Annotated in this window: 22 protein-coding genes; 16 read left to right on the top strand and 6 right to left on the bottom strand. The window is 71.6% G+C overall.

What is annotated here, in order from left to right:
* Positions 1-5: 5 nt before the first annotated feature.
* The gene (gene thiD, locus ACFKCF_RS25650; RefSeq protein WP_394497372.1) at positions 6-809 is read left to right on the top strand and encodes a bifunctional hydroxymethylpyrimidine kinase/phosphomethylpyrimidine kinase; all 804 of its coding nucleotides are present in this window, start codon (positions 6-8) and stop codon (positions 807-809) included.
* Positions 810-879: 70 nt separating this feature from the next.
* Here the strand turns inward: thiD and rpmB are convergent, their stop codons facing one another.
* Positions 880-1,065 carry a 50S ribosomal protein L28 gene (rpmB, locus tag ACFKCF_RS25645; RefSeq protein WP_043618345.1) on the bottom strand — a complete coding sequence of 62 codons (186 nt, stop codon included), beginning with the start codon at positions 1,063-1,065 and terminating at the stop codon, positions 880-882.
* A gap of 240 nt (positions 1,066-1,305) precedes the next feature.
* On the opposite strand from rpmB, the gene ACFKCF_RS25640 reads away from it, so the two are divergent.
* From ACFKCF_RS25640 to mutM, 8 genes are all read left to right on the top strand, one after another.
* On the top strand, positions 1,306-2,865 hold the full coding sequence (locus tag ACFKCF_RS25640; protein ID WP_394497370.1) for a DAK2 domain-containing protein: 1,560 nt from the start codon (positions 1,306-1,308) through the stop codon (positions 2,863-2,865).
* A 60-nt stretch (positions 2,866-2,925) separates the two neighbouring features.
* A complete protein-coding gene (gene recG / locus ACFKCF_RS25635) occupies positions 2,926-5,103 on the top strand; it encodes an ATP-dependent DNA helicase RecG (RefSeq protein WP_394497368.1) in 2,178 nt (725 codons plus the stop codon).
* Between the two features lie 481 nt (positions 5,104-5,584).
* Entirely contained in the window at positions 5,585-6,151 is a 567-nt protein-coding gene (gene rsmD, locus ACFKCF_RS25630; RefSeq protein WP_394497366.1) for a 16S rRNA (guanine(966)-N(2))-methyltransferase RsmD, read from the top strand.
* A gap of 14 nt (positions 6,152-6,165) precedes the next feature.
* Positions 6,166-6,642: a pantetheine-phosphate adenylyltransferase gene (coaD, locus tag ACFKCF_RS25625; protein ID WP_185068071.1), complete on the top strand. Its 477-nt coding sequence runs from the start codon at positions 6,166-6,168 to the stop codon at positions 6,640-6,642.
* A 53-nt stretch (positions 6,643-6,695) separates the two neighbouring features.
* Positions 6,696-7,265 carry a YceD family protein gene (locus tag ACFKCF_RS25620; protein WP_378525625.1) on the top strand — a complete coding sequence of 190 codons (570 nt, stop codon included), beginning with the start codon at positions 6,696-6,698 and terminating at the stop codon, positions 7,263-7,265.
* Position 7,266: 1 nt separating this feature from the next.
* Entirely contained in the window at positions 7,267-7,446 is a 180-nt protein-coding gene (gene rpmF / locus ACFKCF_RS25615; protein WP_139632166.1) for a 50S ribosomal protein L32, read from the top strand.
* A 194-nt stretch (positions 7,447-7,640) separates the two neighbouring features.
* Positions 7,641-8,381, top strand: coding sequence for a ribonuclease III (gene rnc / locus ACFKCF_RS25610; RefSeq protein ID WP_376775821.1), 741 nt, complete (start codon positions 7,641-7,643; stop codon positions 8,379-8,381).
* 37 nt (positions 8,382-8,418) lie between these two features.
* Positions 8,419-9,264: a bifunctional DNA-formamidopyrimidine glycosylase/DNA-(apurinic or apyrimidinic site) lyase gene (gene mutM / locus ACFKCF_RS25605; RefSeq protein WP_394497365.1), complete on the top strand. Its 846-nt coding sequence runs from the start codon at positions 8,419-8,421 to the stop codon at positions 9,262-9,264.
* Here mutM and ACFKCF_RS25600 read toward each other — a convergent pair.
* On the bottom strand, positions 9,212-10,375 hold the full coding sequence (locus tag ACFKCF_RS25600) for an MFS transporter (protein ID WP_394497363.1): 1,164 nt from the start codon (positions 10,373-10,375) through the stop codon (positions 9,212-9,214). The two genes, mutM and ACFKCF_RS25600, sit on opposite strands and share 53 nt — an antisense overlap.
* A gap of 91 nt (positions 10,376-10,466) precedes the next feature.
* On the opposite strand from ACFKCF_RS25600, the gene ACFKCF_RS25595 reads away from it, so the two are divergent.
* The 6 genes from ACFKCF_RS25595 (at position 10,467) to ACFKCF_RS25570 (ending at position 19,149) form a co-directional block, all read left to right on the top strand.
* Positions 10,467-11,369 (top strand): LysR family transcriptional regulator, encoded by a 903-nt coding sequence (locus tag ACFKCF_RS25595; protein WP_394497362.1) that lies wholly within the window; start codon positions 10,467-10,469, stop codon positions 11,367-11,369.
* Positions 11,370-11,380: 11 nt separating this feature from the next.
* Positions 11,381-11,668, top strand: a complete 288-nt coding sequence (locus ACFKCF_RS25590) for an acylphosphatase (protein ID WP_192787578.1) — start codon at positions 11,381-11,383, stop codon at positions 11,666-11,668.
* A 190-nt stretch (positions 11,669-11,858) separates the two neighbouring features.
* Positions 11,859-12,053, top strand: a complete 195-nt coding sequence (locus tag ACFKCF_RS25585) for a hypothetical protein (RefSeq protein ID WP_090938435.1) — start codon at positions 11,859-11,861, stop codon at positions 12,051-12,053.
* Positions 12,054-12,229: 176 nt separating this feature from the next.
* Positions 12,230-15,910, top strand: a complete 3,681-nt coding sequence (gene smc, locus ACFKCF_RS25580) for a chromosome segregation protein SMC (protein WP_394497360.1) — start codon at positions 12,230-12,232, stop codon at positions 15,908-15,910.
* Positions 15,911-16,039: 129 nt separating this feature from the next.
* Positions 16,040-17,218, top strand: a complete 1,179-nt coding sequence (ftsY, locus tag ACFKCF_RS25575; RefSeq protein ID WP_394497358.1) for a signal recognition particle-docking protein FtsY — start codon at positions 16,040-16,042, stop codon at positions 17,216-17,218.
* 254 nt (positions 17,219-17,472) lie between these two features.
* Positions 17,473-19,149 (top strand): tetratricopeptide repeat protein, encoded by a 1,677-nt coding sequence (locus tag ACFKCF_RS25570; RefSeq protein WP_394497356.1) that lies wholly within the window; start codon positions 17,473-17,475, stop codon positions 19,147-19,149.
* Positions 19,150-19,162: 13 nt separating this feature from the next.
* On the opposite strand, the gene ACFKCF_RS25565 is transcribed toward ACFKCF_RS25570, so the two are convergent.
* Genes ACFKCF_RS25565 through ACFKCF_RS25555 form a run of 3 tightly spaced genes read right to left on the bottom strand, consistent with a single transcriptional unit; the run spans position 19,163 to position 22,040 of the window.
* Positions 19,163-19,966 (bottom strand): ABC transporter ATP-binding protein, encoded by an 804-nt coding sequence (locus ACFKCF_RS25565; RefSeq protein WP_394497355.1) that lies wholly within the window; start codon positions 19,964-19,966, stop codon positions 19,163-19,165.
* The gene (locus tag ACFKCF_RS25560; protein ID WP_394497354.1) at positions 19,963-21,006 is read right to left on the bottom strand and encodes a FecCD family ABC transporter permease; all 1,044 of its coding nucleotides are present in this window, start codon (positions 21,004-21,006) and stop codon (positions 19,963-19,965) included. Before ACFKCF_RS25560 ends, ACFKCF_RS25565 begins: the two co-directional genes overlap by 4 nt.
* Positions 21,006-22,040, bottom strand: a complete 1,035-nt coding sequence (locus ACFKCF_RS25555; protein WP_394497353.1) for a FecCD family ABC transporter permease — start codon at positions 22,038-22,040, stop codon at positions 21,006-21,008. The genes ACFKCF_RS25560 and ACFKCF_RS25555 overlap by 1 nt, the downstream gene beginning before the upstream one ends.
* A gap of 237 nt (positions 22,041-22,277) precedes the next feature.
* On the opposite strand from ACFKCF_RS25555, the gene ACFKCF_RS25550 reads away from it, so the two are divergent.
* Positions 22,278-23,120 (top strand): ABC transporter substrate-binding protein, encoded by an 843-nt coding sequence (locus ACFKCF_RS25550; protein WP_394497351.1) that lies wholly within the window; start codon positions 22,278-22,280, stop codon positions 23,118-23,120.
* Between the two features lie 7 nt (positions 23,121-23,127).
* On the opposite strand, the gene ACFKCF_RS25545 is transcribed toward ACFKCF_RS25550, so the two are convergent.
* A complete protein-coding gene (locus ACFKCF_RS25545) occupies positions 23,128-24,201 on the bottom strand; it encodes a PLP-dependent cysteine synthase family protein (RefSeq protein WP_394497349.1) in 1,074 nt (357 codons plus the stop codon).
* Positions 24,202-24,286: the final 85 nt, after the last annotated feature.

The following is a 24,286-nucleotide window of genomic DNA, read 5'->3' as shown; positions in this document are numbered from 1 at the left end:
GTTGGATGGGGGACATGACGGTTTCGACCCCTCCACGCGTGCTGACCGTCGCCGGCTCCGACTCCGGGGGCGGCGCGGGCATCCAGGCTGACCTGAAGACCATGCTGGCCATGGGCGTCCACGGCATGAGCGTCATCGCCGCGGTGACGGCTCAGAACTCCCTGGGCGTCCAGGGCTACTGGGAGCTGCCACCCGAGGCCGTACGCGCGCAGCTCGACTCGGTCCTGGGCGACATCGGCGCCCAGGCGGTGAAGACCGGCATGCTGGCCTCCCCCGCGCTGGTCGAGGTCGTGGCCGACGCGCTCGGCTCGTACGCCGCGCCGGTGATCGTGGACCCCGTGGGGGTGTCGAAGCACGGCGACTCGCTGCTCGCGCCCGAGGCCGTCGTCACGCTGCGGACGCGGCTGCTGCCCGTGGCCACCGTGGTGACGCCGAACCTGTGGGAGGTGGAGCAGCTCACCTCCGTCAAGGTCGAGGACGAGGACGGGCTACGGGCGGCGGCCGAGGCCGTTCTGGAGCTCGGGCCCAAATGGGCGCTGATCAAGGGCGGCCACCTGCCGGGCGCGCCCGTGGACCTGCTCACGGACGGCACGGACGAGTACCGCTTCACCGCCGAGCGCCTCGACAACCGCCACACCCACGGCACGGGCTGCACGCTGGCCTCGGCCATCGCCTCCCGGCTCGCGCTGGGCGACGACGTGCCGGAGGCAGTGGGGAAGGCCAAGGAGTACGTGACGGGCGCGATCGCCCGCGGCTTCCCTCTGGGAGGCGGCATCGGCCCGGTGGACCACGCCTGGCGCTGGCGCTGAGCTTCAGAAGACGAAAACGCGCAAGCCCGCGGCTCCCTCGGGGGCTACGGGCTTGCGCGAAAGTGTGGGACTAGCGGGTGACCTTGCCCGCCTTGATGCACGAGGTGCACACATTCAGCTTCTTCGGCGTGCCGCCGACGACCGCGCGGACCGTCTGGATGTTGGGGTTCCAACGACGACGGGTACGGCGGTGGGAGTGGGACACGTTGTTGCCGAAGGTCGGGCCCTTGCGGCAGACATCGCAGACGGAAGCCACGGTTCGCTCCTTAAAACAGTCGATGTAGCCCTGTCCGCTGATGCTTTCCGGGCGGAGGGCATGCCGGGACAACCGGCCAGCCAGACGAGAATATCCGATCCACACCGATGGGCGCGAACTGGAACGCTGGACCGGAGCCCCAGCGGCGATATTCTCCTTCGACAACCGTAGCGCATTCGGTCTCCTCCGGGAGCCGGGAGGTCGGTCGGGGCCGGTTGGTCGGGGATACAGAGTCGGAGGGTGAGGGCGCAGATGAAGATCCTCGACCCGCCGGCGGTGCGCCGCTGGGCCCGCCTGGCCGCCGACGCGCTCGGCCGGGCCAGGACCGAGATCGACGCGCTGAACGTCTTCCCCGTGGCCGACGGCGACACCGGCACCAACCTGCACCTGACCATGCTGTCCGCGGCCGAGGCCGTCGAGTCGCTGCCCGACGACGTGGACGCGGCCGTGGTGTGGCAGACGCTCTCGTACGGCGCGCTCGTCGGGGCCCGCGGCAACTCCGGCGTGATCGTCAGCCAGGCGTTACGCGGCCTCGCCGAGGTGCTGAAAGACGGCTCCGACCTGCGGGCGGGGCTGCTCAGGGCCGCCGTGCTGGCCAGGGAGGCGGTGGCCAGGCCGGTGGAGGGCACGGTGCTGAGCGTGCTGGAGTCCGCCGCGCGAGCCGTACAGGACGTGGACGGGGAGGATCTGCGGGAGGTGGCGCGGCAGGCGGCGGGCGAGGCCCGCGCCGCGCTGCGCCGCACGCCTGCCCAGCTGGACGTCCTGGCCCGCAGCGGCGTGGTGGACGCGGGCGGCGCGGGCGCGGCGATCGTGCTGGAGACGCTGGCCGCCGTGCTCACCGACTCCTACAGCGATCACTACGACGTGCCCGCGCCGACCTCGCGGGTCGCGCCGATGGCCGAGGTGGGGGCGGGGTACGAGGTGATGTACCTGCTGGACGCCGACGACGCCGCGGTGGCCGCGCTGCGGGAGGAGCTCGACGCCATGGGCGACTCGCTGGTCGTGGTCGGCGGTGGCGGGCTGTGGAACGTCCACGTCCACGTGGCCGAGGCCGGTCCCGCCGTCGAGGCCGGGGTGCGGGCCGGGCGGCCGCACCGGATCAGGATCACGTACCTGGCCGAGCGCACCCACCGCGGCAGCGCGGGCCGGGGCGTGGTGGCGGTGGCCGCGGGTGACGGGATCGCGGCGCTGTTCGAGGAGTGCGGCGCGGTCGTCGTACGGCGCGAGCCCGGCACCCGGCCCACCCTGCCCGCCATGCTGGCCGCGATCAGGCAGGCGGGCGGCGAGGTCGCGGTCCTGCCGAACGACGAGGGCGTCAGGTCGGTCGCCGCCGCGGCCGCCGAGATCGCCCGCGAGGACGGGGCCGTGGTCAGCGTGCTGCCGACGAAGGCGACCGTGCAGGGGCTGGCGGCGCTGGCCGTACACGATCCGCTGCGCCGCTTCGACGACGACGTGGTGGCGATGACGGACGCGGCGGGGCACACGCGGTACGGACATGTGACGGTGGCGGACCGGGAGGCGATGACGAGTGCGGGGCTGTGCCGCCCCGGGGACGTGCTCGGCATGATCGACGGGGACGTCGCGGTGATCGGCGGCTCGCTCGACCGCGTGGCCACCATGGTCGTGGACCGGATGGTGGCCGGGGGCGGCGAGCTGGTGACCCTGGTCACGGGCGCGCAGGCGCCTTCGGGGCTCACCGCGCGGCTGGAGGAGCAGCTGCGCGGTACGCGGCCCGACGTCGATCTGGTCGTGTACGACGGCGAGCAGGGCGGCTACCCGCTCCTGATCGGTGTGGAGTGATCTGACGTCGAGGCCGATGGACGGGATTCCTGTCGGGCCGACGCGGTAGAACTTAATGCCGTGAGCCGTTTCGACGAGCCTCTGACGAAGGCGCTCGACCCGAAGACCGCCAAGTTGCTGCACAGCGTGCTCGACCTGGAGACGGTCGGTGACCTGCTGCGTCACTATCCCCGGCGCTACGCCGAGCGCGGCGAGCTGACCACGCTCGACGCGCTCGAGGTCGACGAGCACGTCACCGTGGTCGGCGAGGTGACCAGGCTCATGCGCAAGCCCATGCGCAACCGCGGCGGCACCTGGCTGGAGGTCGAGGTCGTCGACGGAAACGGCAACAAGCTCTACCTGTCGTTCTTCGGCAAGGGCTCCCACGTGGCCGAGTCGCGGCTCAAGCCCGGGCAGCGGGGCATGTTCGCGGGCAAGGTGGGGCTGTTCGGCGCGCGGTCGAAGCCGCGCTGGCAGCTCACGCACCCGGAGTTCGAGCTGTTCGAGGAGAACGAGGCGAGCGCGGAGGAATTCGCGGCGGCGCCGGTGCCGATCTATCCGGCGGGCAAGGACGTCACGCCGTGGGCGATCAGGCGGGCGGTCGGCGTCGTGCTCGACACGCTGGGCCCGCTCGACGACCCGCTGCCCGCCGAGCTGCGGGCCCGCCACGGGCTGCAGGACCTGGGCGAGGCGCTGGAGGGCATCCACCGGCCGAAGGACTTCGCCGAGATGGGGCGGGCGCGCAAGCGGCTGAAGTTCGACGAGGCGTTCGTGCTGCAGGCCGTGCTGCTGCGGCGGCGCCGGGCCGCCACCGCGCTGCCCGCCAAGGCCAGGCCCAGGCGCGACGACGGCCTGCTGACCGACTTCGACGCGCGGCTGCCGTTCTCGCTGACGGAGGGGCAGGCGCAGGTCGGCGAGGAGATCGCCGCCGACCTCGCGCTGGAGCACCCCATGCACCGGCTGCTGCAGGGCGAGGTCGGCGCGGGCAAGACGGTGGTGGCGCTGCGGGCGATGCTCCAGGTGGTCGACGCGGGCGGCCAGGCGGCGCTGCTGGCCCCCACGGAGGTGCTGGCCCAGCAGCACCACCGCTCGATCACCGGCATGCTCGGGGATCTGGCGCAGGGGGGCATGTTCGGCGGCACGTCGGTCACGCTGCTGACCGGCTCCATGGGCGCCGCCGCCCGCCGGGCGGCCCTGCTGGACGCCGCCTCGGGCACGGCGGGGATCGTCGTGGGCACCCACGCGCTGCTGCAGGAGCACGTGCAGTTCGCCGACCTGGGGCTGGTCGTGGTGGACGAGCAGCACCGGTTCGGGGTGGAGCAGCGCGACGCCCTGCGCGAGAAGGCGGCCGGCGGGCGGCCGCACGTCCTGGTCATGACGGCCACGCCGATCCCGCGCACGGTCGCCATGACCGTCTTCGGCGACCTGGAGGTCTCGACGCTGTCCCAGCTCCCGTCGGGCCGGGCCCCCATCACCACGCACGTCGTCCCGGCCGCCGAGAAGCCCCACTACCTCGAACGCACCTGGCAGCGGGTGCGGGAGGAGGTGGCGCTGGGGCGGCAGGCGTACATCGTGTGCCCGCGCATCGGCGACCTGGAGGGCGACGAGGGCGACCTGGCGGCCGCCGCCGGCGACGACGACCGCCGCCCGCCGCTGGCGGTCCTCGACGTGGCCGAGCTGCTGAAGAGCGGGCCTTTCCACGACCTGCGGGTCGGCACGCTCCACGGCAAGCTCCCGCCGGAGGAGAAGGACGCGATCATGCGCTCCTTCACGCGGGGCGAGCTCGACGTCCTGGTGGCCACCACCGTCATCGAGGTCGGGGTCGACGTCCCCAACTCCTCCGTCATGATCATCATGGACGCCGACCGCTTCGGCGTCTCGCAGCTCCACCAGCTCCGCGGCCGCGTCGGCCGCGGCGGCCTCCCGGGGCTGTGCCTCCTGGTCTCCGACTTCGCCGAGGGCACGCCGGCCCGCGGCCGCCTCGACGCGGTGGCCGCCACCCTGGACGGCTTCGAGCTGTCGCGCGTGGACCTGGAGCAACGGCGGGAGGGTGACGTCCTGGGGGCGGCGCAGTCGGGCAAGCGGTCGTCGCTGAAGCTGCTGCAGCTCCTGCGGGACGAGGACGTGATCGCCACGGCCCGCGACGAGGCCGCCGCGCTGCTGGCGGAGGATCCGGACCTGACGTCCTACGAGGGTTTGCGGGCGGAGATCGCCCGCCTGCTGGCGGACGAACGCGCGGAGTACCTGGAGAAGACCTGACCCGTGTGGCGGGGCCGCCCGGCGTCCGGCGCTTACGGCCGCCCGGGGGCATGCGGCGGTTGCGGTCGTCCGATGGCGCGCTGGGATTTCGGGCGCCGGTGCGGCGGGACGGCGTGCGGCGGTGCTCGGCGCGATGCGGGCAGTGGGCCGGGTGGCGGCGTGCGGTGCTTCGGCTGCGCGGTCGCGGGGCGCGTCGGCGGAGGTGGCAGCCGTCCGGCCGGTCAGAAGTGGAAAAGCCCAGCCGCGGGGACGGCCTCCCCCCGAATGCCGTCCCCGGCTGGGCCCACCCTCGGGTCAGGTGCCGAGGGAACCGGCGTGCGGAAGGGCTCACGATCACGCCGGTCGGCCTTCATGTGGGTCACCTTGAAGGCCGCAGAACTCATCATGCGGGCCCGTCGCGCCGATGTGAATCACCCTTGCGCACTCGAGGCAGACACTTGTCCACTCTTGACCTGCGCGAACATGCGGAACAATGGGTCACATGACGCGGATCATCGCAGGCAGCGCGGGTGGCAGGCGGTTGGCGGTGCCGCCGGGGCGGGGGACGAGACCGACCAGCGACAGAGCCAGAGAAGGGATCTTCTTGACGCTCGACTCGCTGTACGGCCTCGCCGGCGCCCGCCTGCTCGACCTGTACGCCGGGTCCGGGGCGATCGGCCTGGAGGCGCTGTCCAGGGGCGCCAAGGAGGCCGTCCTGGTGGAGTCCGACCCCAGGGCCGTCAGGACGATCAAGGCGAACGTGCAGTCGCTCGGCCTCGACGGCGCCACGGTGATCGCGGACAAGGTCGAGCGCATGCTCGGCAAGCCGCCCGCCGAGCCGTACGACATCGTCTTCGCCGACCCGCCCTACGCCGTGTCCGACGAGGAGGTCCAGCGGACGCTGGAGTCGCTGCGCGACAACGGCTGGCTGCTGGATGAGGCGTTGGTGGCATTCGAGAGGGAAAGCAGGGGAAAGGCACTGATGTGGCCGGAAGGCTACGTTGAGGAGAGGGTCCGTCGTTATGGCGAAGCGTCCGTTTGGTACGGTCGCGCCGCCGGGAACCCGTAAACCTGGGAGGCGTCTTGCGCCGCGTAGTCTGCCCGGGGTCGTTCGACCCCATCACGAATGGCCACCTCGACATCATCGGCCGGTCCGCCCGGCTCTATGACGAGGTGACCGTGGCAGTCCTCATCAACGTCGAGAAAAGCAGCCTGTTCACGGTGGACGAACGAATTGAGATCCTGCAGACCGTGACCAAGGAATATCCCAACGTCAAGGTGCGGAAATTCCACGGACTGCTGGTCGACTTCTGCAGGCAGAACGACATCCCCGCCATCGTCAAAGGCATCAGGGTGGTCAGCGACTTCGACTACGAGTTGCAGATGGCGCAACTCAACTACCGCCTGTCGGGGGTCGAGACGCTGTTCATGCCGACCAACCCCGAATACTCGTTCCTGTCCTCCAGCAGGGTGAAGGAGATCGCCAGGTATGGTGGCGACGTCTCGGGGCTCGTACCCGATCTGGTGCACAAGCTGCTCATCGAGCGGCTCAGGGGCTGAGCGCGACCTGCTATCCTTTCATTTCGGCCTTGTACGACGGCGATCGTCTCGCCATGCCTAGCGAGAGCAGGATGACTCAGCACCTCGACCCCCGCTCCCCGTGGGTGATCTCCACTCATGACCTCGGAAAGCGGCCGGGCACGATGCGGCAGATGACTCTGACCCTCCCGGCACCGGCGGACCTCGGCGTCGACATGATCGGTGTCCCCAAAGACGCCGAAGTCGAGCTGGACCTCCGGCTCGAAGCAGTGATGGAAGGCGTGCTCGTGTCGGGCACGGCGCAGGCCCCGCTCGCCGGGGAGTGCGCTCGCTGTCTCGACCCCGTCACCTCGGACCTCGAGGTCGACCTGCAGGAGCTGTTCTTCTACTCCGACGAGGACGCCTCGGAGGAGGACTCGCTGCTCGACGGCGAGCTGCTCGACCTCGAGCCGACGTTCCGCGACGCGGTGGTGCTCGCACTGCCGTTGAGCCCCGTCTGCCGTGAGGACTGCGAGGGGCTCTGCACGGAGTGCGGGATCAAGCTGGCCGAGGCCGGCGAGGATCACCGGCACGAGAAGATCGATGCCCGCTGGGCGTCGTTGCAAGGTCTGATTACCGACAAAGATAACGATCAGGAGAAGTGACGTGGCCGTCCCGAAGCGAAAGATGTCGCGGAGTAACACCCGCCACCGTCGCTCCCAGTGGAAGACGACTGCTGTCGCCCTGGTGAGCTGCCCGCAGTGCCGTTCGCCCAAGCAGCCGCACATCGCGTGCCCCACCTGCGGCACCTACAACCGTCGTCAGGTCATCGAGCCGTCCGCCTGATCCGTCAGCAGTTGACGTGATGCCGACCGGGTGCGATGGTGCCTCGGTCGGCGTTACCGTTTCAGACGCGTGCGGCGGCGGTTCGCCCGCGGCCGTGGTGGACGCCGGGGCTACGCGTTACCCCGACGCCCACCACGTTTTCGGGCATCTTCCGCAGTCGGCGCACCATGCGAAGATGTCCGAGGAGGAAGCACGTGGGCACAGGTCCTAAGCCGGTGGCCGTAGAGGTCGCCCGAGACGAGCTGGAGCGGGTCCTGGCGGTCGGCCTCGACCCCGACATCCTGGAGCGGGCGCTGACGCACCGCTCCTACGCGTACGAGAACGGCGGCCTGCCCACCAACGAGCGCCTGGAGTTCCTGGGTGACTCGGTGCTGGGCCTGGTGGTCACCGACACCCTCTACCGCAACCACCCCGACCTGCCCGAGGGCCAGCTGGCGAAGCTGCGTGCCGCGGTGGTCAACATGCGCGCGCTGGCCGACGTGGCCCGCAACCTGGGCCTGGGCCGGTTCCTGCGGCTCGGCAGGGGCGAGGAGGGCACCGGTGGGCGCGACAAGTCGTCCATCCTGGCCGACACCCTCGAGGCGCTGATCGGCGCGGTCTACGTCGACAAGGGGCTCGACGAGGCGTTCCGGGTGGTGCACCTGCTGTTCGACCCGCTGATCGTCCGCTCGGCCTCGCTCGGCGCCGGGCTCGACTGGAAGACCTCCCTGCAGGAGCTGACGGCCTCCGAGGCGCTCGGCGTGCCCGAATACCACGTCGAGGAGAGCGGCCCCGACCACGCCAAGTCGTTCACGGCCATGGTGCGGGTCGGCGGCGAGTCCTACGGTTCGGGCACCGGGCGCAGCAAGAAGGAGGCCGAGCAGCAGGCGGCCGAGGCGGCCTGGACCCGGATCAGGGCCCGGCGCGAGCAGCGCGAGAGCCAGCCCGCGGGCTGAACGGCCGCCCGGGCCGAGCCACACGAAAGGGTCTGAGGTGCCTGAGCTACCGGAGGTCGAGGTCGTCAGGCGCGGCCTCGCGCAGTGGGTCATCGGGCGCGAGATCGCCTCGGCGGAGGTGCTGCATCCCCGCGCCATCAGGCGGCACGCGCCCGGAGCCGACGAGTTCACCGCGCGCCTCAAGGGCCGCACGGTGCTGTCGGCAGAGCGGCGCGGCAAATACCTGTGGCTGCCGCTGTCGGGCGCCGAGGAGGCGCTCCTGGCCCACCTGGGGATGAGCGGCCAGCTGCTGGTCGTCGAGCCCGACTCGCCGCTGGAGAAGCACCTGCGGGTACGCGTCCGCTTCGAGGACGGCGGCCCCGACCTGCGCTTCGTCGACCAGCGGACGTTCGGCCACGTGATGCTGACCGGCCTGGCCGCGGGCGTCCCCGAGCCGATCGCCCACATCGCCCCCGACCCGTTCGAGCCGGGGTTCGACGACGCGGAGTTCGCCCGCCGGCTCAGGGCCAGGCACACGGAGGTCAAGCGCGCGCTGCTCGACCAGTCGCTGATCAGCGGCGTCGGCAACATCTACGCCGACGAGGCCCTGTGGATCGCCCGGCTGCACTGGGCCCGGCAGACGCAGACGCTCACCCGCCCCAAGATCGCCGAGCTGCTGGCGGGGGTCCGCGCCGTCATGTCCTCCGCGCTGCAGCAGGGCGGCACCTCGTTCGACAGCCTCTACGTCAACGTCAACGGCGAGAGCGGCTACTTCGAGCGCTCGCTGGAGGTCTACGGCCGGCGCGACCTGCCCTGCTCCCGCTGCGGCACCGCGATCAGGCGCGAGCCGTTCATGAACCGCTCGTCCTACTCCTGCCCCAGATGCCAGCGACGGCCGCGGTGAGAACGGCGAGCCCGCAGCCCAGCCACATCACCGCTGAGATCGAGACCCCGTCCACGACCCGGCCGCCGGCGAACGCGCCGAGCGCGATGGAGACGTTGAAGGCGCCGACGAAGAGCGCCGTGCCGAGCTCCCCGCCGCCCGAGCGCATGATCCACAGCTGCAGGGTCACCCCGACGCCCCCGTAGCCGAAGCCCCACACCAGCAGCACGACCAGCGGCAGGCCGATCGCGGCCAGGGCCGCCGTGGCCAGCGCGATGAGAGCGGCCAGAGCGATCAGGACCGGCTTGGGGTTCCTGGCCGCCCACGCCCCGGCGGCGAAGTTGCCCGCCACGCCCGCGGCGCCGTACAGGAGCAGGATCGTGCTGACGAGGGCGGGGCCGGCGTGCGAGACCTGCTCCAGGAACGGCCGGACATAGGTGTAGGCGGCGAAGTGGCCGGACACGACGAGCACGGTCATGACGAGGACGGTCTTGAGCGGCCCCGAGAGCCATCCGTGCCGGGATCCCGGAGTCCGGGCAAGGGCCTCGCCCGGAAGGGGCGGCAGGGTCGCGTACAGGACGACGACCAGGACCAGCGCCACCACCCCCATCGCGACGAACGCGCTGCGCCACCCCGCGAACGACGACACGAACGTCGCCGCGGGCACCCCCAGCACCGACGCCACGGACACCCCGGCCAGGATGATCGACGTGGCCCGCCCGACGGACCGTTCCGGCACCAGCCGTGTCCCGAGGCTGGCCGCGAACGCCCAGAACCCGCCGATGCTCACCCCGGTCAGCACCCGGGCGGCCAGGATGACGGGGTAGCTCGGCGCGAACGCGCCCACCAGGTTGGCCACCGCCAGCAGCGCCATCAGCCCGATCAGGATCACCCGCCGGTCGAGCCGGCGGGCGGTGAGCGCCAGCACCGGCGCGGACACGGCGGCGACCAGCCCCGGGGCCGACATCATCAGCCCGGCCGTCCCGTCGGACACCTCAAGGGTGTCGGCGATCGAGGTCAGCAGGCCGACGGGCAGCATCTCGCTGGTCACGATGGTGAAGGTGCCCACCGCCACCGACGACACGGCGAGCCAGCGCGCCCGGGTGGCGGGGGAGACATCGGTAATGGTCATGCCCCTCAGCCTCGGGTTCGGCGGCGGGCGGGAACAATGACGAAGTCCGAAGGCTTGGTTTAGGCAGGCTAAGCGATCCGAGGGGATGAGCATGGAGTTCAGGGAGCTGGAGTGCTTCGTGGTGCTCAGCGAGGAGCTGCACTTCGCGCGTACGGCCGAGCGCCTCTACCTGTCGCCCGGCAGGGTGAGCCAGCTCATGCGCTCGCTGGAGACCAGGATCGGCGGCAGGCTCTTCGAGCGCACCAGCCGCAGGGTGCGCCTCACGCCCCTGGGCGAGCGCTTCCTGGCCGACCTGCGCCCCTCCTACGAGGGCCTGGCCAACGCGGTGCACCGGGCCAAGGCGGCCGCCCGCGAGGTGACAGGTGAGCTCAGAGTCGGCTTCCTGGCCACGCCCACGGAGGTCGTCACCGGCAGCGTGCGGGCCTTCGAGCGCCGGTATCCGGAGTGCGCGGTGGAGCTGGTCGAGATCCCGCTCTCGGACCCCTTCGGCAAGCTGCGGGCCGGGCAGGTGGATCTCACGTTCACGCTGCTGCCGGTGAACGAGCCGGACCTGGCGACCGGCGAAGGGTTGAACGAGGTCTCCTACCAGCTGGGCGTCTCCACCCGCCATCCGCTGGCCGCCCGCACCGGCATCGCCGCGGAGGAGCTGGCGGACGTGCCCCTGATCGGCCTGGACGGCCCCGCCCCGCGTGTCTACCGCGAGTTGATCGCACCGTCCGTAACCCCTTCCGGACGCCCGATTCCCCGGGCCGGCACCGTCGCCACCAGCCAGGAGGGCCTGACCCAGGTGGCGCTCGACCGGGGTGGCATGCTGTTCTGCACGCCGACGGCGGCCCACCACCGGCGGCCCGACGTGAGCTTCGTCCCCGTCGCCGGGCTGAGCCCGTCGATCATGGGCCTGGCCTGGGTGAAGGCGGCCGAGACCGCGGCCGTGCTGGCGTTCGAGGAGGCGGCCGCCGGGCACGCACACCGGGTGGAGCCCCTTGTGGCCTGACGGGAGATGAAATGCAGGAAAACAATGACAACTCACGGCTGACCGCCTGGGTACGGGGCAGGGTCCAAGGTGTGGGGTTCCGCTGGTGGACCCGGGCGCGCGCACTGGAGCTGGGGCTCGTGGGGTGGGCACGCAACACCGAGGACGGACGGGTGGAGGTGGTCGCGGAGGGCCCGCGCGAGGCGTGCGTCAAGCTGCTGGCGCTGCTCAGAGGTTGCGACACGCCGGGCAGGGTCGATGGAGTAGTGGAACGTTGGAGTGAACCCCGAGGTAGTTTGGGCGGGTTTGTGGAGCGGTAGCGACTTCCGTTAAACCGCCCAAATAGGGTATAGTTGTATGTCGGGAGTGCCCATCAGTAGGGCTCAGCGGTTCGTTCGACTTGACCGCCCACACTGCCGGTGCGACTCTTGTTAGGTACCACGCGCACCCCTCCCGCGGAATAGAAGTGCGCGAACCAGTCTGGTCACTCAGCGTGGAGGACCCTTTACCATGGCGAAGGCTCTACTCGGCCACGTCGGCGGTCCTGACCCTCGAATGGTCTCGGAGATGCGCCGCCTGCAGCAGCGTATCCGGGATCTGGAGGCAGAACTCATCCGACTTCAGGCCACCAATGACGCTCTTGCGGCGCAAACCCGCGATGAGGCGCTAAGCCGCATGCAAGAGCGCGAGCCGGCACTCACCTGAGAGTGATCGGAGCGCAAGACCCCAGGGACGTCTCGGAGAGGCGTCCCTTGTTATTTGCGCAGATTCGGAAAGCTTCCTTTGCCCAGGCCGGGCCTGCCCGGACGGTACCGGCCCGCGTGGGGCAGTGAGGACCAGTAGGCTTTCCGGAGTCCGCATCAGGCAGAAGGGGGCCGCGCTTGTATTTGAAGACCCTCACCCTGCGCGGCTTCAAGTCTTTCGCCTCGGCGACCGCCCTGCGTCTCGAGCCGGGCATCACCTGCGTCGTCGGCCCCAACGGCTCCGGCAAGTCCAACGTCGTCGACGCCCTCGCCTGGGTCATGGGCGAGCACAGCGCCAAGTCGCTGCGCGGCGGCAAGATGGAGGATGTCATCTTCGCCGGCACCTCCTCCAGGCCGCCGCTCGGGCGCGCCGAGGTGACGCTGACCATCGACAACTCCGACGGCGCGCTGCCGATCGACTACACCGAGGTCACGATCAGCCGGCTGATGTTCAGGTCGGGGCAGAGCGAATACGCGATCAACGGCGACACCTGCCGCCTGCTCGACATCCAGGAGCTGCTGTCCGACTCCGGCATCGGCCGCGAGATGCACGTGATCGTCGGCCAGGGCCAGCTCGACGCCGTCCTGCACGCGGGCCCCGAGGACCGGCGGGCGTTCATCGAAGAGGCCGCCGGCGTGCTCAAGCACCGCAAGCGCAAGGAAAAGGCGCTGCGCAAGCTCGACTCCATGCAGGCCAACCTGACCCGCGTGCAAGACCTCACCACCGAGCTGCGCCGCCAGCTCAAGCCGCTGGGCCGGCAGGCGGAGATCGCCCGCAAGGCCGCCGTCATCCAGGCCGACCTGCGTGACGCCCGGCTGCGGCTGCTGGCCGACGACGTGTGCATCCTGCGTACGACGCTGGAGCGCGAGGCCGCCGACGAGGCCGCCATCACGGCCAGGCGCAACCAGGTCGAGACCGAGCTGGCCGAGGGCCAGCAGCGCGAGGCGGCCCTGGAGGCGGCCGAGGCCGAGACGCAGCCGCGGCTGAGCGCCGCGCAGGAGACGTATTTCCGGCTCTCGTCGCTGCGCGAGCGCATCACCGGCCTGGCGCAGCTCGCCGCCGAGCGCCACCGGCACGCGCTCGACGCCGCCGCCATCGAGCGCCGCGGCCGCGACCCCGAGGACCTCGAGCGCGAGGCGGCCGAGGTGCGCGAGCGGGAGCTGATCCTCAGGGCCGAGCTGGAGCAGGCGCAGGAGCTGCTGGAGGAGGCCGTCCAGCGGCGGGCCGAGGCCGAGGCCGGGCTGAGCGCCGAGGAGCACCGCCTCGCCCTGGCCGCCCGGGCCGCCGCCGACCGCCGCGAAGGGCTGGCCAGGCTGCGCGGCCAGGTCGATTCCGTACGGAGCCGGACGCGGGCCGCCGAGGACGAGATCGGGCGGCTCCAGCAGTCCGTGGCCGACGCGGCCGGGCGCGAGCGGCGGGCCAGGGAGGACCTGGAGGCGCAGCGGCTGGAGGAGCCCGCGGTCGATCCCGCGCTCGCCGAGGAGCTGGCCACGGCGCAGGCGCTGGTGGAGGAGGCCAGGGCGGTCGCCGACGAGGCGCGGGCGGCGGCCGAGGAGGCCAAGTCGGGCCTCGACGCGCCGCGCGCCGCCCTGCAGGCCGCCAAGTCCGGGATGACCAGCGCGCGCGCCGCCGACCAGGAGGCCCAGCGGTCCGTGGCCGCGCTCATCGCCCGCCGGGACGCCCTGGAGCTGGGGCTCGCCAAGGGCGACGGCGGCGCGGCCCTGCTGGACGCGGATCTGGCCGGGGTGCTGGGGCCGCTGGCCGCCTCGATGCAGGTCACGCCCGGCGCCGAGCCGGCGGTGGCGGCCGTGCTGGGCCCGGTCGCCGAGGCCATCGCGGTCAAGACCCTCGACACGGCCGTCGAGGCCCTTGAGCTGCTGCGCGCCCAGGGCACGGGCCAGGCGACCCTCCTGGTCGGAGCCGAGGACGACAGAGCCCGGCGCGCCCGTACGGCGGCTCCAGAGGGCGGTCAGTGGGCCGCCGACCTCGTCGCGGTCCCCGACCACCTGCGGGCCGCCCTCGACCACGTCCTCGCGGACGTCGTGGTGGTGGCGGACCTCGAAGCCGCCCGTGCGGTCGTCGAGGCCCACCCCGGGCTCAGGGCGGTCACGAAGGCGGGCGACCTGCTGAGCGTCCACCTGGCCGGCGGCGGCTCCGAGGGCGGCACCTCCGTGCTGCAGGTGCGGGCCGCGTTCGACGAGGCCGTCAGGGACCTGGAGGAGGCCGAGAGCCGGGCGGAGGAGACGGCCGTCGCCCTCGACCAGGCGGTCGAGCAGGAGCAGACGGCCCAGACGGCGCTGGAGGCCGCCCAGGCGAAGGTCAACGAGGCCCAGACCGCCGTCACCACCGCCCAGGCGGGCGTCAGCGCCGCCCAGGGGGCCCTCGACCAGGTCAGGGGCCGTCAGCGGGAGGCCGACCAGCGCAACGCCGCCGCCGCCAAGCGCCTGGCCCAGCTGGAGGCCGCCGCCAACGCCGCCCACGACGAGGCCGAGCGCCTGGCCGTGAGCGTCACCAAGGCGGAGGAGGCCCGCGCCGAAGGGCTGGAGGAGCTGGCCGAGCTGGAGATCCGCCTGGCCGAGGCCGAATACGCGCAGGAGCTGGAGTCCGAGCCCACCACCGACCTCCGCGACGATCTGGCCGGCGCCTGCGAGGCCGCCAGGCAGCGCGAGATGGACACCCGGCTCCAGGTCCGCACGGCCGAGGAGCGGGTCAAGGGCATCGAGGGCCGCGCCGACGGGCTGGTCCGGGCCGCCCAGCGCGAGCGCCAGGACCGCGCCCAGGCCGCCGCCCAGCGCGCCCGGCGCCGGCAGCAGGCCGCCGTGGCCGAGGCCGTCAGCAAGGGCGCCAAGCAGGTGCTCGGTGCGCTCGAGTCCTCCGTCCGGCTCGCGTCGAGGGAGCGCGACGAGGCCGACCTCGCCCGGGTCGCCGTCGACGCCGAGCTCAAGCAGGTACGCCTGCGCGTCCGCGAGCTCGGCCAGGAGCTGGACAAGCTGGTCAACCGCGTGCACGGCAGCGAGGTCGCCCGCACCGAGCAGCGGCTGCGGCTGGAGCAGATGGAGCAGCGGGCGCTGGAGGAGTTCGGGGTCGAGATGGAGGCCCTGATCTCCGAGTACGGGCCCGAGGTCCCGGTCCCGGGCGACCCGCCCGTGCCGTACGTGCGGGAGGAGCAGGAGAAGCGGGCCAGGGCCGCCGAGCGGCAGATGAACCAGCTCGGCAAGGTCAACCCCCTCGCCCTGGAGGAGTTCGCGGCGCTGGAGGAGCGGCACGCCTTCCTCACCTCGCAGCTGGAGGACCTCAAGAAGACCAGGCGCGACCTGCTGACCGTGGTCAAGGAGGTCGACGACCGGGTCGAGCAGATGTTCGCCTCGGCGTACGAGGACGTGGCCCGGGAGTTCGAGCAGATCTTCACCAGGGTGTTCCCGGGCGGCGAGGGACGGCTGGTGCTGACCGAGCCGGCCGACATGCTGACCACCGGCATCGAGGTCGAGGCCAGGCCGCCGGGCAAGAAGGTCAAGCGGCTGTCGCTGCTGTCGGGCGGGGAGCGGTCGCTGACCGCCGTGGCGTTCCTGATCTCCATCTTCAAGGCGCGGCCCTCGCCGTTCTACGTGATGGACGAGGTCGAGGCGGCGCTCGACGACACGAACACGCAGCGGCTGCTGACGCTGTTCGAGGAGCTGCGGCAGAGCTCGCAGCTGATCGTCATCACCCACAACAAGCGCACGATGGAGATCGCCGACGCGCTCTACGGCGTCTCGATGCGCGGGGACGGCGTGACGCAGGTCGTCAGCCAGCGGCTGCGCGAACGCGAGCCGGCCTGACAGCACGGCGGGGCGAGGCTGCCCACCACGTGGCGGCGCGCCGGACAGCCGGTCTGAGGGCGTGAGTTGGGCCTGATCGGTGGTGCCTTGGGCATGACCATGCCGGTCGATCTGGAAAACTGACATCTTGTGGATGGTTACCTCGGCGTCATAGTGATCGTGGCCGTCGTCGCCCTGCTGGCGGCCGGCGGCCTTCTGCTGTACTTCAAGCCGGGCCGCAAGGCGGCCCCGCCGGTCAAACCGCCGGAGACCCCCGTGCTCCCCGAGCAGGAGGAGCGGCCCGCGGGAGTGGCGGGCGAGGAGGGCGAGGGCGCGACCACCACGCTGCCGCCGCCGGTCAAGCCCGCCGAGCCGGCCGTCGTCGTGCCTGAGATCGAGGTGCCGCCGCCGTCCGCGGGCCGGATGGTGCGGCTGCGCTCGCGGCTGGCGCGCTCGCAGAGCGCCCTCGGGCGCGGCCTGCTGGAGCTGCTCTCCCGCGACCGCCTCGACGACGACGTCTGGGACGAGGTCGAGGAGAAGCTGATCACCGCCGACGTCGGCGTCGCGCCGACCCGCGTGATCGTCGACGACCTGCGCACCAAGGTCAAGGTGCTGGGCAGCCGCACCCCCGAGGAGCTGCGCGGTCTGCTGCGCGAGGAGCTGCTGGCCCAGATCAACCCCGACCTCGACCGCACGCTCCACATCCAGAAGCACGGCGAGCGGCCCGCGGTGGCCCTCGTCGTGGGCGTCAACGGCACCGGCAAGACCACCACCACCGGCAAGCTCGCCCGCTCGCTAGTCGGCGACGGGAAGAAGGTCGTGCTCGGCGCGGCCGACACGTTCCGCGCGGCCGCCGCCGACCAGCTCCAGACCTGGGGCGAGCGGGTGGGCGCCGACGTGGTGCGCGGCCCGGAGGGCGGCGACCCGGCCTCCGTGGCGTTCGACGCCGTCGCCAGGGGGATCGAGGAGAAGGTCGACGTGGTCATCGTCGACACCGCGGGCCGCCTCCACACCAAGACCGGCCTCATGGACGAGCTGGGCAAGGTCAAGCGGGTCATCGAGAAGAAGGCCACGGTCGACGAGGTGCTCCTCGTCCTCGACGCCACCACGGGCCAGAACGGCATGCGCCAGGCCCAGGTGTTCGCCGAGGTGGTCAACATCACAGGCATCGCGCTGACCAAGCTCGACGGCACGGCCAAGGGCGGCATCGTGATCTCCGTGCAGCGGGAGCTGGGCGTGCCGGTCAAGCTCGCGGGGCTGGGCGAGGGGCCCGACGATCTGGCGCCGTTCGATCCCGAGGTGTTCGTGGACGCCATCCTGGGAGACTGACGCGATTCCGGGCGCGCGGTAATTGTCCAAGGAATAGCCATTACCAGATAAACAATTGTTCGAAGGCTTTTCCTTGTGCTGACATGTAGCGGTCATCAATGATCGCTCGTTCCGCGCAAAGGGGCGCCATGAAGAAGATCGTCGTTCATCGGCCAGGAACCGTGAAGCCGACCGCCGCGGCCGCGCCGAGGCACAGCGCCTGAGCCGCCCGGCCGGCGTCTCGTGGGGCGCCGGCCAGCACGGAAAGGCCTTTCGTGGACACGATCTTCCTTGACGCCGACCGCCGGATCGGCGGCCCCTACACTTTCGCGGCCGGGCTCCTCGGCCACCTCGTCCCCCGGGCGCTGGAGCGCCGGCCCGAACTGGTCGCCGCGCACGACATCGAGATCCGCGCCGCCGCGCCGCGATTACGCGAGACCGTCCCCGAGCGCAGGACCTCGCTGGCCGGCCGCCTGCCCAGGGGGCAGCGCATCCTCGTGCCCGGCGCCCGGCGCAGCCTCAGGATCGCGAACGGGCTGGCCGAGTTCGTCCGCGACCACCTGCGCGACACGGGCCCGCTCGCGCTCACCGTGACGAACCTGGGCACAGCTGACCACACCGACACCGAGCTGGTGGCCGTGCTGCGGCGCAGGCTCGACCCGGAGCTGCTGCGCATCGACGAGGGCCCGTCGGCCCCGGGCACCGGACCGCTGTGCGCGGACTTCGACCGTTACCGCGACGAGGGCTTCCACCACGCCATGGCCGAGTCGGGGCTGGCCGTGCTGCGCGGGATGGCGTACGAGGACGACCCGGAGGGCTGGCAGCACCTCCTGCAGCGCGTCGCCAGCGCCCTGGAGGCCATCGAGCGCGAGGACGAGGCCCGCGAGCTCTACGACCGGGCCAGGCGGGTGAGCACCGACCCCAAGCACCGCGCCACCGTCGCGTACGCCACCGCCATGATCCTCGTACGCCACCACGACCCCGCCCGGCGCGACCCCGAGCAGGCCCTGGCCTGGATCAACGAGGCGATCACGATCACGTCGCTGCTGCCGGACCGCCGCGAGCGGGCCTTCCACCTCGGGTTCGACCTCAACGGCAAGGCCCTGGTCGAGGTGCGCAGGGGCCGTCACGAGGCGGCCATGGAGCTCGTGCAGCAGGCCGTCGACCTGGCGGAGGCGGAGCTGGCCGGCGAGCACCCGATCCACCGGCTCGTGCTCCACGCCAACAGGGCGCAGCTGCTGGCCATGGCAGGCCGGACGGAGGAGGCGCTGGCCGACTACAGGCGGGCCGTGGAGGCCGATCCCGGCTATCCCGACTACTACCTCGAACGCGGCAACCTGCTGCACCGGCTCGGCCGGTCGGAGGAGGCGCTGGCCGACTACGAGGCGGTCATGCGGCTCAGCCCGCCCTTCCCAGAGGCGTACTACAACCGCGCCGAGATCCGGTTCGCGGCGGGCGACCTCGACGGGGCCCGCGCCGACCTGGACCATACGTTGGAGCTCGACCCCGAGTTCGCGCCCGCGTACGTGAACCGCAGCGGGATCGGCGTGGCCATGGGAGACCACGCGAGGGCCAGGGAGGACGTGGTGCGCGGGCTGGGGCTGACGCCCCGCGACCCCCACCTGCTGTGCGTGCTCGGGCAGGTGGAGCTGGCCGAGGGCAGGCGTCCGGAGGCGCGGACCGCGTTCGACGGGGCGCTGGAGGCCGACCCCGACCTGGTGGCGGCCTGGGCGGGCCGGGCCGAGCTGGCCTTCGAGAGCGGTGAGCACGAGGCGGCGCTGGCCGACCTGACCCACGCGCTCAAGCTGGCGGAGACGGCCGAGCTGCTGTTCAACAGGGCCGTGGTCCACCGGGCCGCGGGGCTGGCGGACAAGGCCAGGGACGACCTGCTCAGAGCCGCGGAGCTGGCTCCCGGCGACGAGGAGGTCAGGCGGGCGCTGGCCGAAGGGTGATCGCCGCGGTGGGTCAGGCTCGCGGGTCCACGGGGTGCGAACGCGGCCGGATCGGAACCACGAGAGGCGTCCCCGCCACCGGATCCTCGATGACCTTGGCGTCCAGCTCGAACACCTCGCCCAGCAGGTCCTCGGTCAGCACCTCGTGCGGGGTGCCCGCGGCGACCACCCGCCCGGCGCGCATGGCCACCAGCCGGTCGGCGTAGCGGGCGGCCAGGTTGAGGTCGTGCAGGACCATGACGACCGTGCGGCCCGCCTCCTGGTGCAGGTGCCGGACGAGCTCCAGCACCTCCACCTGGTGCGCCAGGTCCAGGAACGTGGTCGGCTCGTCGAGCAGCAGCAGGTCCGTGCCCTGGGCCAGGGCCATGGAGATCCAGGCCCGCTGCCGCTGCCCGCCCGACAGCTCGTCCAGCGGCCGTTCCGCCAGGTCGGCCAGGCCCGTCATGTCCAGGGCGGCGGCGACGGCGCCCTCGTCGTCCGAGGACCACTGCCGGTACCACGTCTGGTGCGGGTGCCTGCCCCTGGCCACCAGGTCGGCCACGGTCAGCCCTTCGGGGGCGCTGGGCGCCTGGGGGAGCACGCCGAGGATCTTGGCCACCTCGCGGGTGGGGATCTTGTCGATGCGCTTGCCGTCCAGCAGCACCTCGCCGCCCTGCGGCTTGAGCAGGCGGCCGAGCGCGCGCAGCAGCGTGGACTTGCCGCAGCCGTTCGGACCGATGATGGTGGTCACCGTGCCCGCCTCGATGCCGAGGTCGAGCCCGTCGACCACCAGGCGTTCGCCGTACCCGAGCTTGACGCCGGCGGCCTGCAGCCTCATTTGCGTGACCTCCAGATCAGGTGGATCAGGTAAGGGGCGCCCAGCACGGCCGTCACGATGCCGACCGGCAGCTCCAGCGGGGAGAACGCGGTCCTGGCGATCAGGTCGGCGGCGGTGGTGAGCACGGCGCCCACGACCGCCGAGCAGAGCAGCGGCGGCCGGGCGGAGCGGGTGAGCCTGAGCGCGATCTGCGGCGAGGCCAGGGCCACGAACGCGATCGGGCCGGCGGAGGCGGTGGCCACGGCGGCCAGCAGCACGGCCGCCAGGATCATCAGGGCGCGGGCCAGGTTGGTGCGGACGCCGAGCGCGGTCACCGTGTCGTCGCCGAAGCGCAGGGCGTCGAGGGAACGGGTGCCGAGCAGGGTCAGCGGCACCAGTACGGCCAGGGCCAGCGCGGTGGGCAGCACGTGCTCCCAGCCGCGGCCGTTGAGCGAGCCGCTGATCCAGACCATGGCGCGGCCGGTGTCGTTGACGTCGCCGACGGTCAGGAGCCAGAACTTGATGTTCGTGAACACGGCGGCCACGCCGATGCCGACCAGGACCAGCCGGTAGCCGTCCAGGCCGCGCCGCCAGGCCAGCCCGTACACGACGGCCGCGCCGATCAGGCCGCCGAGCAGGGCCAGCGCGGGGATGCCGACGGTGGCCAGCAGGCCGCTGGTGCCGCCGTACGCGCTGCCGCTGGCCACGACGCCGGCCACGACCGTGACCGAGGCCCCGGTGGTGACGCCGAGGATCTCGGGGCTGGCCAGCGGGTTGCGCGCGATGGACTGGATGATCGCGCCGGACAGCGCGAGCGCCGCACCGACGAGGGCGCCGGTGAGGGCGCGCGGCAGGCGCAGCTCCATGATGACGAAGTGGGCGGCGCTGTTGACGTCGAACGTGCCGGAGATCACTTCCGGCAGCGTCATCCGGATCTCGCCGATGCGCATGTTCATGGCCATGAGCAGGACGATCAGGGCCAGGCCGATCAGGGAGACGGCGACGCCGCGCAGCCGTACCCGCCAGGACACGGCGCCGACGCGCAGGGAGAGAGCGGTCATCACAGTCGCACTGGCTTCCTGCGCCTGACGAGCGCGACGAAGAACGGCGCGCCGAGCAGCGCGAGCACCACGCCCACCTCCAGCTCTCCCGGCGGGGCCACCACCCGGCCGATCACGTCGGCCAGCAGCAGCAGCGCCGCGCCGATCAGCCCCGAGAACGGCAGCAGCCACCGGTGGTCGGTGCCCGACATCGGGCGGGCGAGGTGGGGCACGATCAGGCCCACGAAGGCCAGCGAGCCGCAGGCCGCGACGGCCGCGCCCGACAGCAGGGTGACCGCGGCGACGCCGACGGCGCGGGTCATGGAGATGTTCTGGCCGAGGCTCCTGGCGACGTCCTCGCCGAGGGAGAGCGCGTTCAGGCCCGGCGCGTTGACCATCGCGAGCACCAGGCCCACGAGGATGAACGGCAGCACCTGCCAGACCACGTCCGAGCCCCTGGCGGCGATCGAGCCGGCCTGCCAGAAGCGGAAGACGTCCATCGCCTGCTCGTCCAGCAGCACGATGGCCGAGGTCAGCGCGTACAGCAGGGCGCTCACGGCGGTGCCCGCCAGCGCCAGCGTGACCGGGGTCGGACCGCCCCTGCCGCCCACCATGCCCAGCGCGAACACCCCGACGCTGGCGACCAGGGCGCCCGCCAGGCCGAACCAGATGTAGGCGAGCAGGCTGGAGGCGCCGAGCAGGATGATCGAGGACACCATCGCGAAGGCCGCCCCCTGCGTGACGCCGAGCAGCCCCGGGTCGGCGAGCGGGTTGCGGGTGTGGCCCTGCATGAGCGCGCCCGCCACGCCGAGCGCGATCCCGGCGAGGACGCCGAGGGCGGTCCTGGGGATGCGTAGCGAGCGGATGACGATGTCGTTCTCGGTCCCGGTGGGGGCCGTGAGGGCGTGCCAGGCGTCGGCGACCGGCACGGACTTGGAGCCGATCGTGATGCTCAGCACGATCGTGACCAGCACGGCGGCCAGCAGGGCGAGGAGGACGGTGAGCCGCCTGTGCCGGATGCCATGGAGGCGCGGGGCCACAGCGGTCGCACTCACCCACGTCCTCCTCAGCATTTGCCCGATCACGGTGAAGTATGCCAGCTTAGGCAGGGCTAACCTAATTTAGGTTTACCTTACTTTGGGATTCGGGAAAGGGATCTTATGAGACCGTTGCGCATGCTGGCCGGTGCTCTCCTTGTGGCAGGGCTCGCGGCCTGTGGTTCTTCCGGCGCGTCCGGGGGGAGCGCGGCGGCTCCCGCCTCCGGTGCCCCGTTCAGGACCGTCAAGCACGCGATGGGCGAGACCGTGATCCCGGCCCAGCCGAAGCGGGTGGTGGCGCTCGACCAGAGCTTCGTCGACGCGGTGCTCACGCTGGAGACGCCGGTGGTGGGCTACACCACGTACCGCTCGATCGACTCCACGCTGCCGGACTATCTCGGGACCGTGGCCGCGCAGTACGGCAAGGAGGCGACCCCGGTCGGCACGCTGGAGGAGCCGAGCCTGGAGAAGATCATCGCGCTCAAGCCCGACCTGATCGTCTCCGCCAAGGTGCGGCACGAGGCCCTGTACGACAAGCTGTCCAAGATCGCGCCGACCGTCTTCAGCGAGACCACCGGGGCCATCTGGAAGGAGAACGTCCGGCTCATGGGACAGGCCCTGGGCAAGGAGCAACTCGCCGACACCAGGCTCAAGGAGTACGAGGGGCGCGCGGCGAAGATCGGCGCGGCCATCAAGGCCAAGGACGGCGAGCTGCCGACGATCTCGGTCGTGAGGTTCGCCGGCGAGCCGACGGTCCGGCTGTATGTGGAGAAGTCCTATTCGGGCCTGGTGATGAAGGACGTCGGGTTCCCGCGCCCGGAGGGCCAGCCGACCAAGGACGATGCGATCGCGGTGGACGTCAGCCAGGAGCGGATCACCGACCTGGACGCCGACCACATCTTCGTCTCGACATATCCGGATCCGTCGGCTGAGGGGCCCAAGGAGAAGTTCGTCGGCAACCCGCTCTGGGGCAAGCTCAAGGGCGACAAGCACGACGTCAACGACCTGACCTGGATGAGCGCGGTCGGCATCCAGGGGGCGCACGCCATCCTGGACGACGTGGCCAAGCTCTTCGAGGTGGACCCGGTCAAGGCCTGAGCCCCGCTCAGTCCGGCAGGAACGCGCGGAGCTCGTCCAGGTGGGGTTCGACGTCGAGGCCCTGGTCGGCGAGCCACTGCGGGTTGCCGTACGTGCCCCGGTAGCGGTCGCCGCTGTCGCAGACCAGGGTGACGATGCTGCCCTGCTCGCCCGCCGAGCGCATCTCCTGGATGAGGTCCACGCAGGCCGCCATGTTCGTGCCCGTGGAGCCGCCGACGTCAAGGCCGGTGACCTCGCGCGTCCAGTGCATGGCGGCGATCGAGCGGGCGTCGGGGACGGCGATCATGCGGTCGATGACCGTCGGCTGGAACGAGGGCTCCACGCGCGGGCGGCCGATGCCCTCGATGCGGGAGCCCCGCGCGGTGACCGCGGTGTCGCCGGAGACCCAGCTCGGGTAGAAGGCCGAGCCCTCCGGGTCGACGACGGCCAGGCGGGTGGGGTGGCGGCGGTAGCGGATGTAGCGGCCGATGGTCGACGACGTGCCGCCGGTGCCGGCGCCCACCACGATCCAGGAGGGCTGCGGATGGGGCTCCATGGACATCTGGGAATAGATGGACTCGGCGATGTTGTTGTTGCCGCGCCAGTCGGTGGCCCGCTCCGCGTAGGTGAACTGGTCCATGAAATGGCCGCCGGTCTCGGCGGCCAGACGGTGAGATTCCTCATAGATCGCGCCGGGGTCGGTCACCAGGTGACACTTCCCGCCGTAGAACTCGATGAGGTGACACTTCTCCGGCGACGTGGACGCGGGCATGACCGCGATGAACGGCAGGCCCAGCAGCCGGGCGAAGTACGCCTCGCTCACGGCCGTGGACCCGCTCGACGCCTCGACGATCGTCGTGGAGGGCCCGATCCAGCCGTTCGCCAGCCCGTACAGGAACAAGGAACGAGCAAGTCGATGTTTGAGTGAACCCGTCGGGTGTACCGATTCGTCTTTCAAGTAGAGGTTTACACCCCAGTGCGAGGGCAGCGGAAAGACGTGCAGATGTGTGTCGCAGCTACGGTTGGCATCGGCCTCGACCTTGCGTATGGCGTCTGCCACCCAGTGGCGCGAAGCAAGGTCGTGACGGTCCACAAAACTCATGCCCATACGCTATCCCATGTGACTCTTGCCACTATTACTGCAAAATTGGGTGGGTAGTGTTATGATACTGAGACTTGTCCGGCCG

The sequence above is a fragment of the Nonomuraea sp. JJY05 genome, assembly GCF_043496855.1.
In the GTDB taxonomy this organism is placed as follows: Bacteria; Actinomycetota; Actinomycetes; order Streptosporangiales; family Streptosporangiaceae; genus Nonomuraea.
The sequence above is the reverse complement of the archived record's forward strand: the minus strand, read 5'-3'. Positions and strand labels throughout refer to the sequence as shown.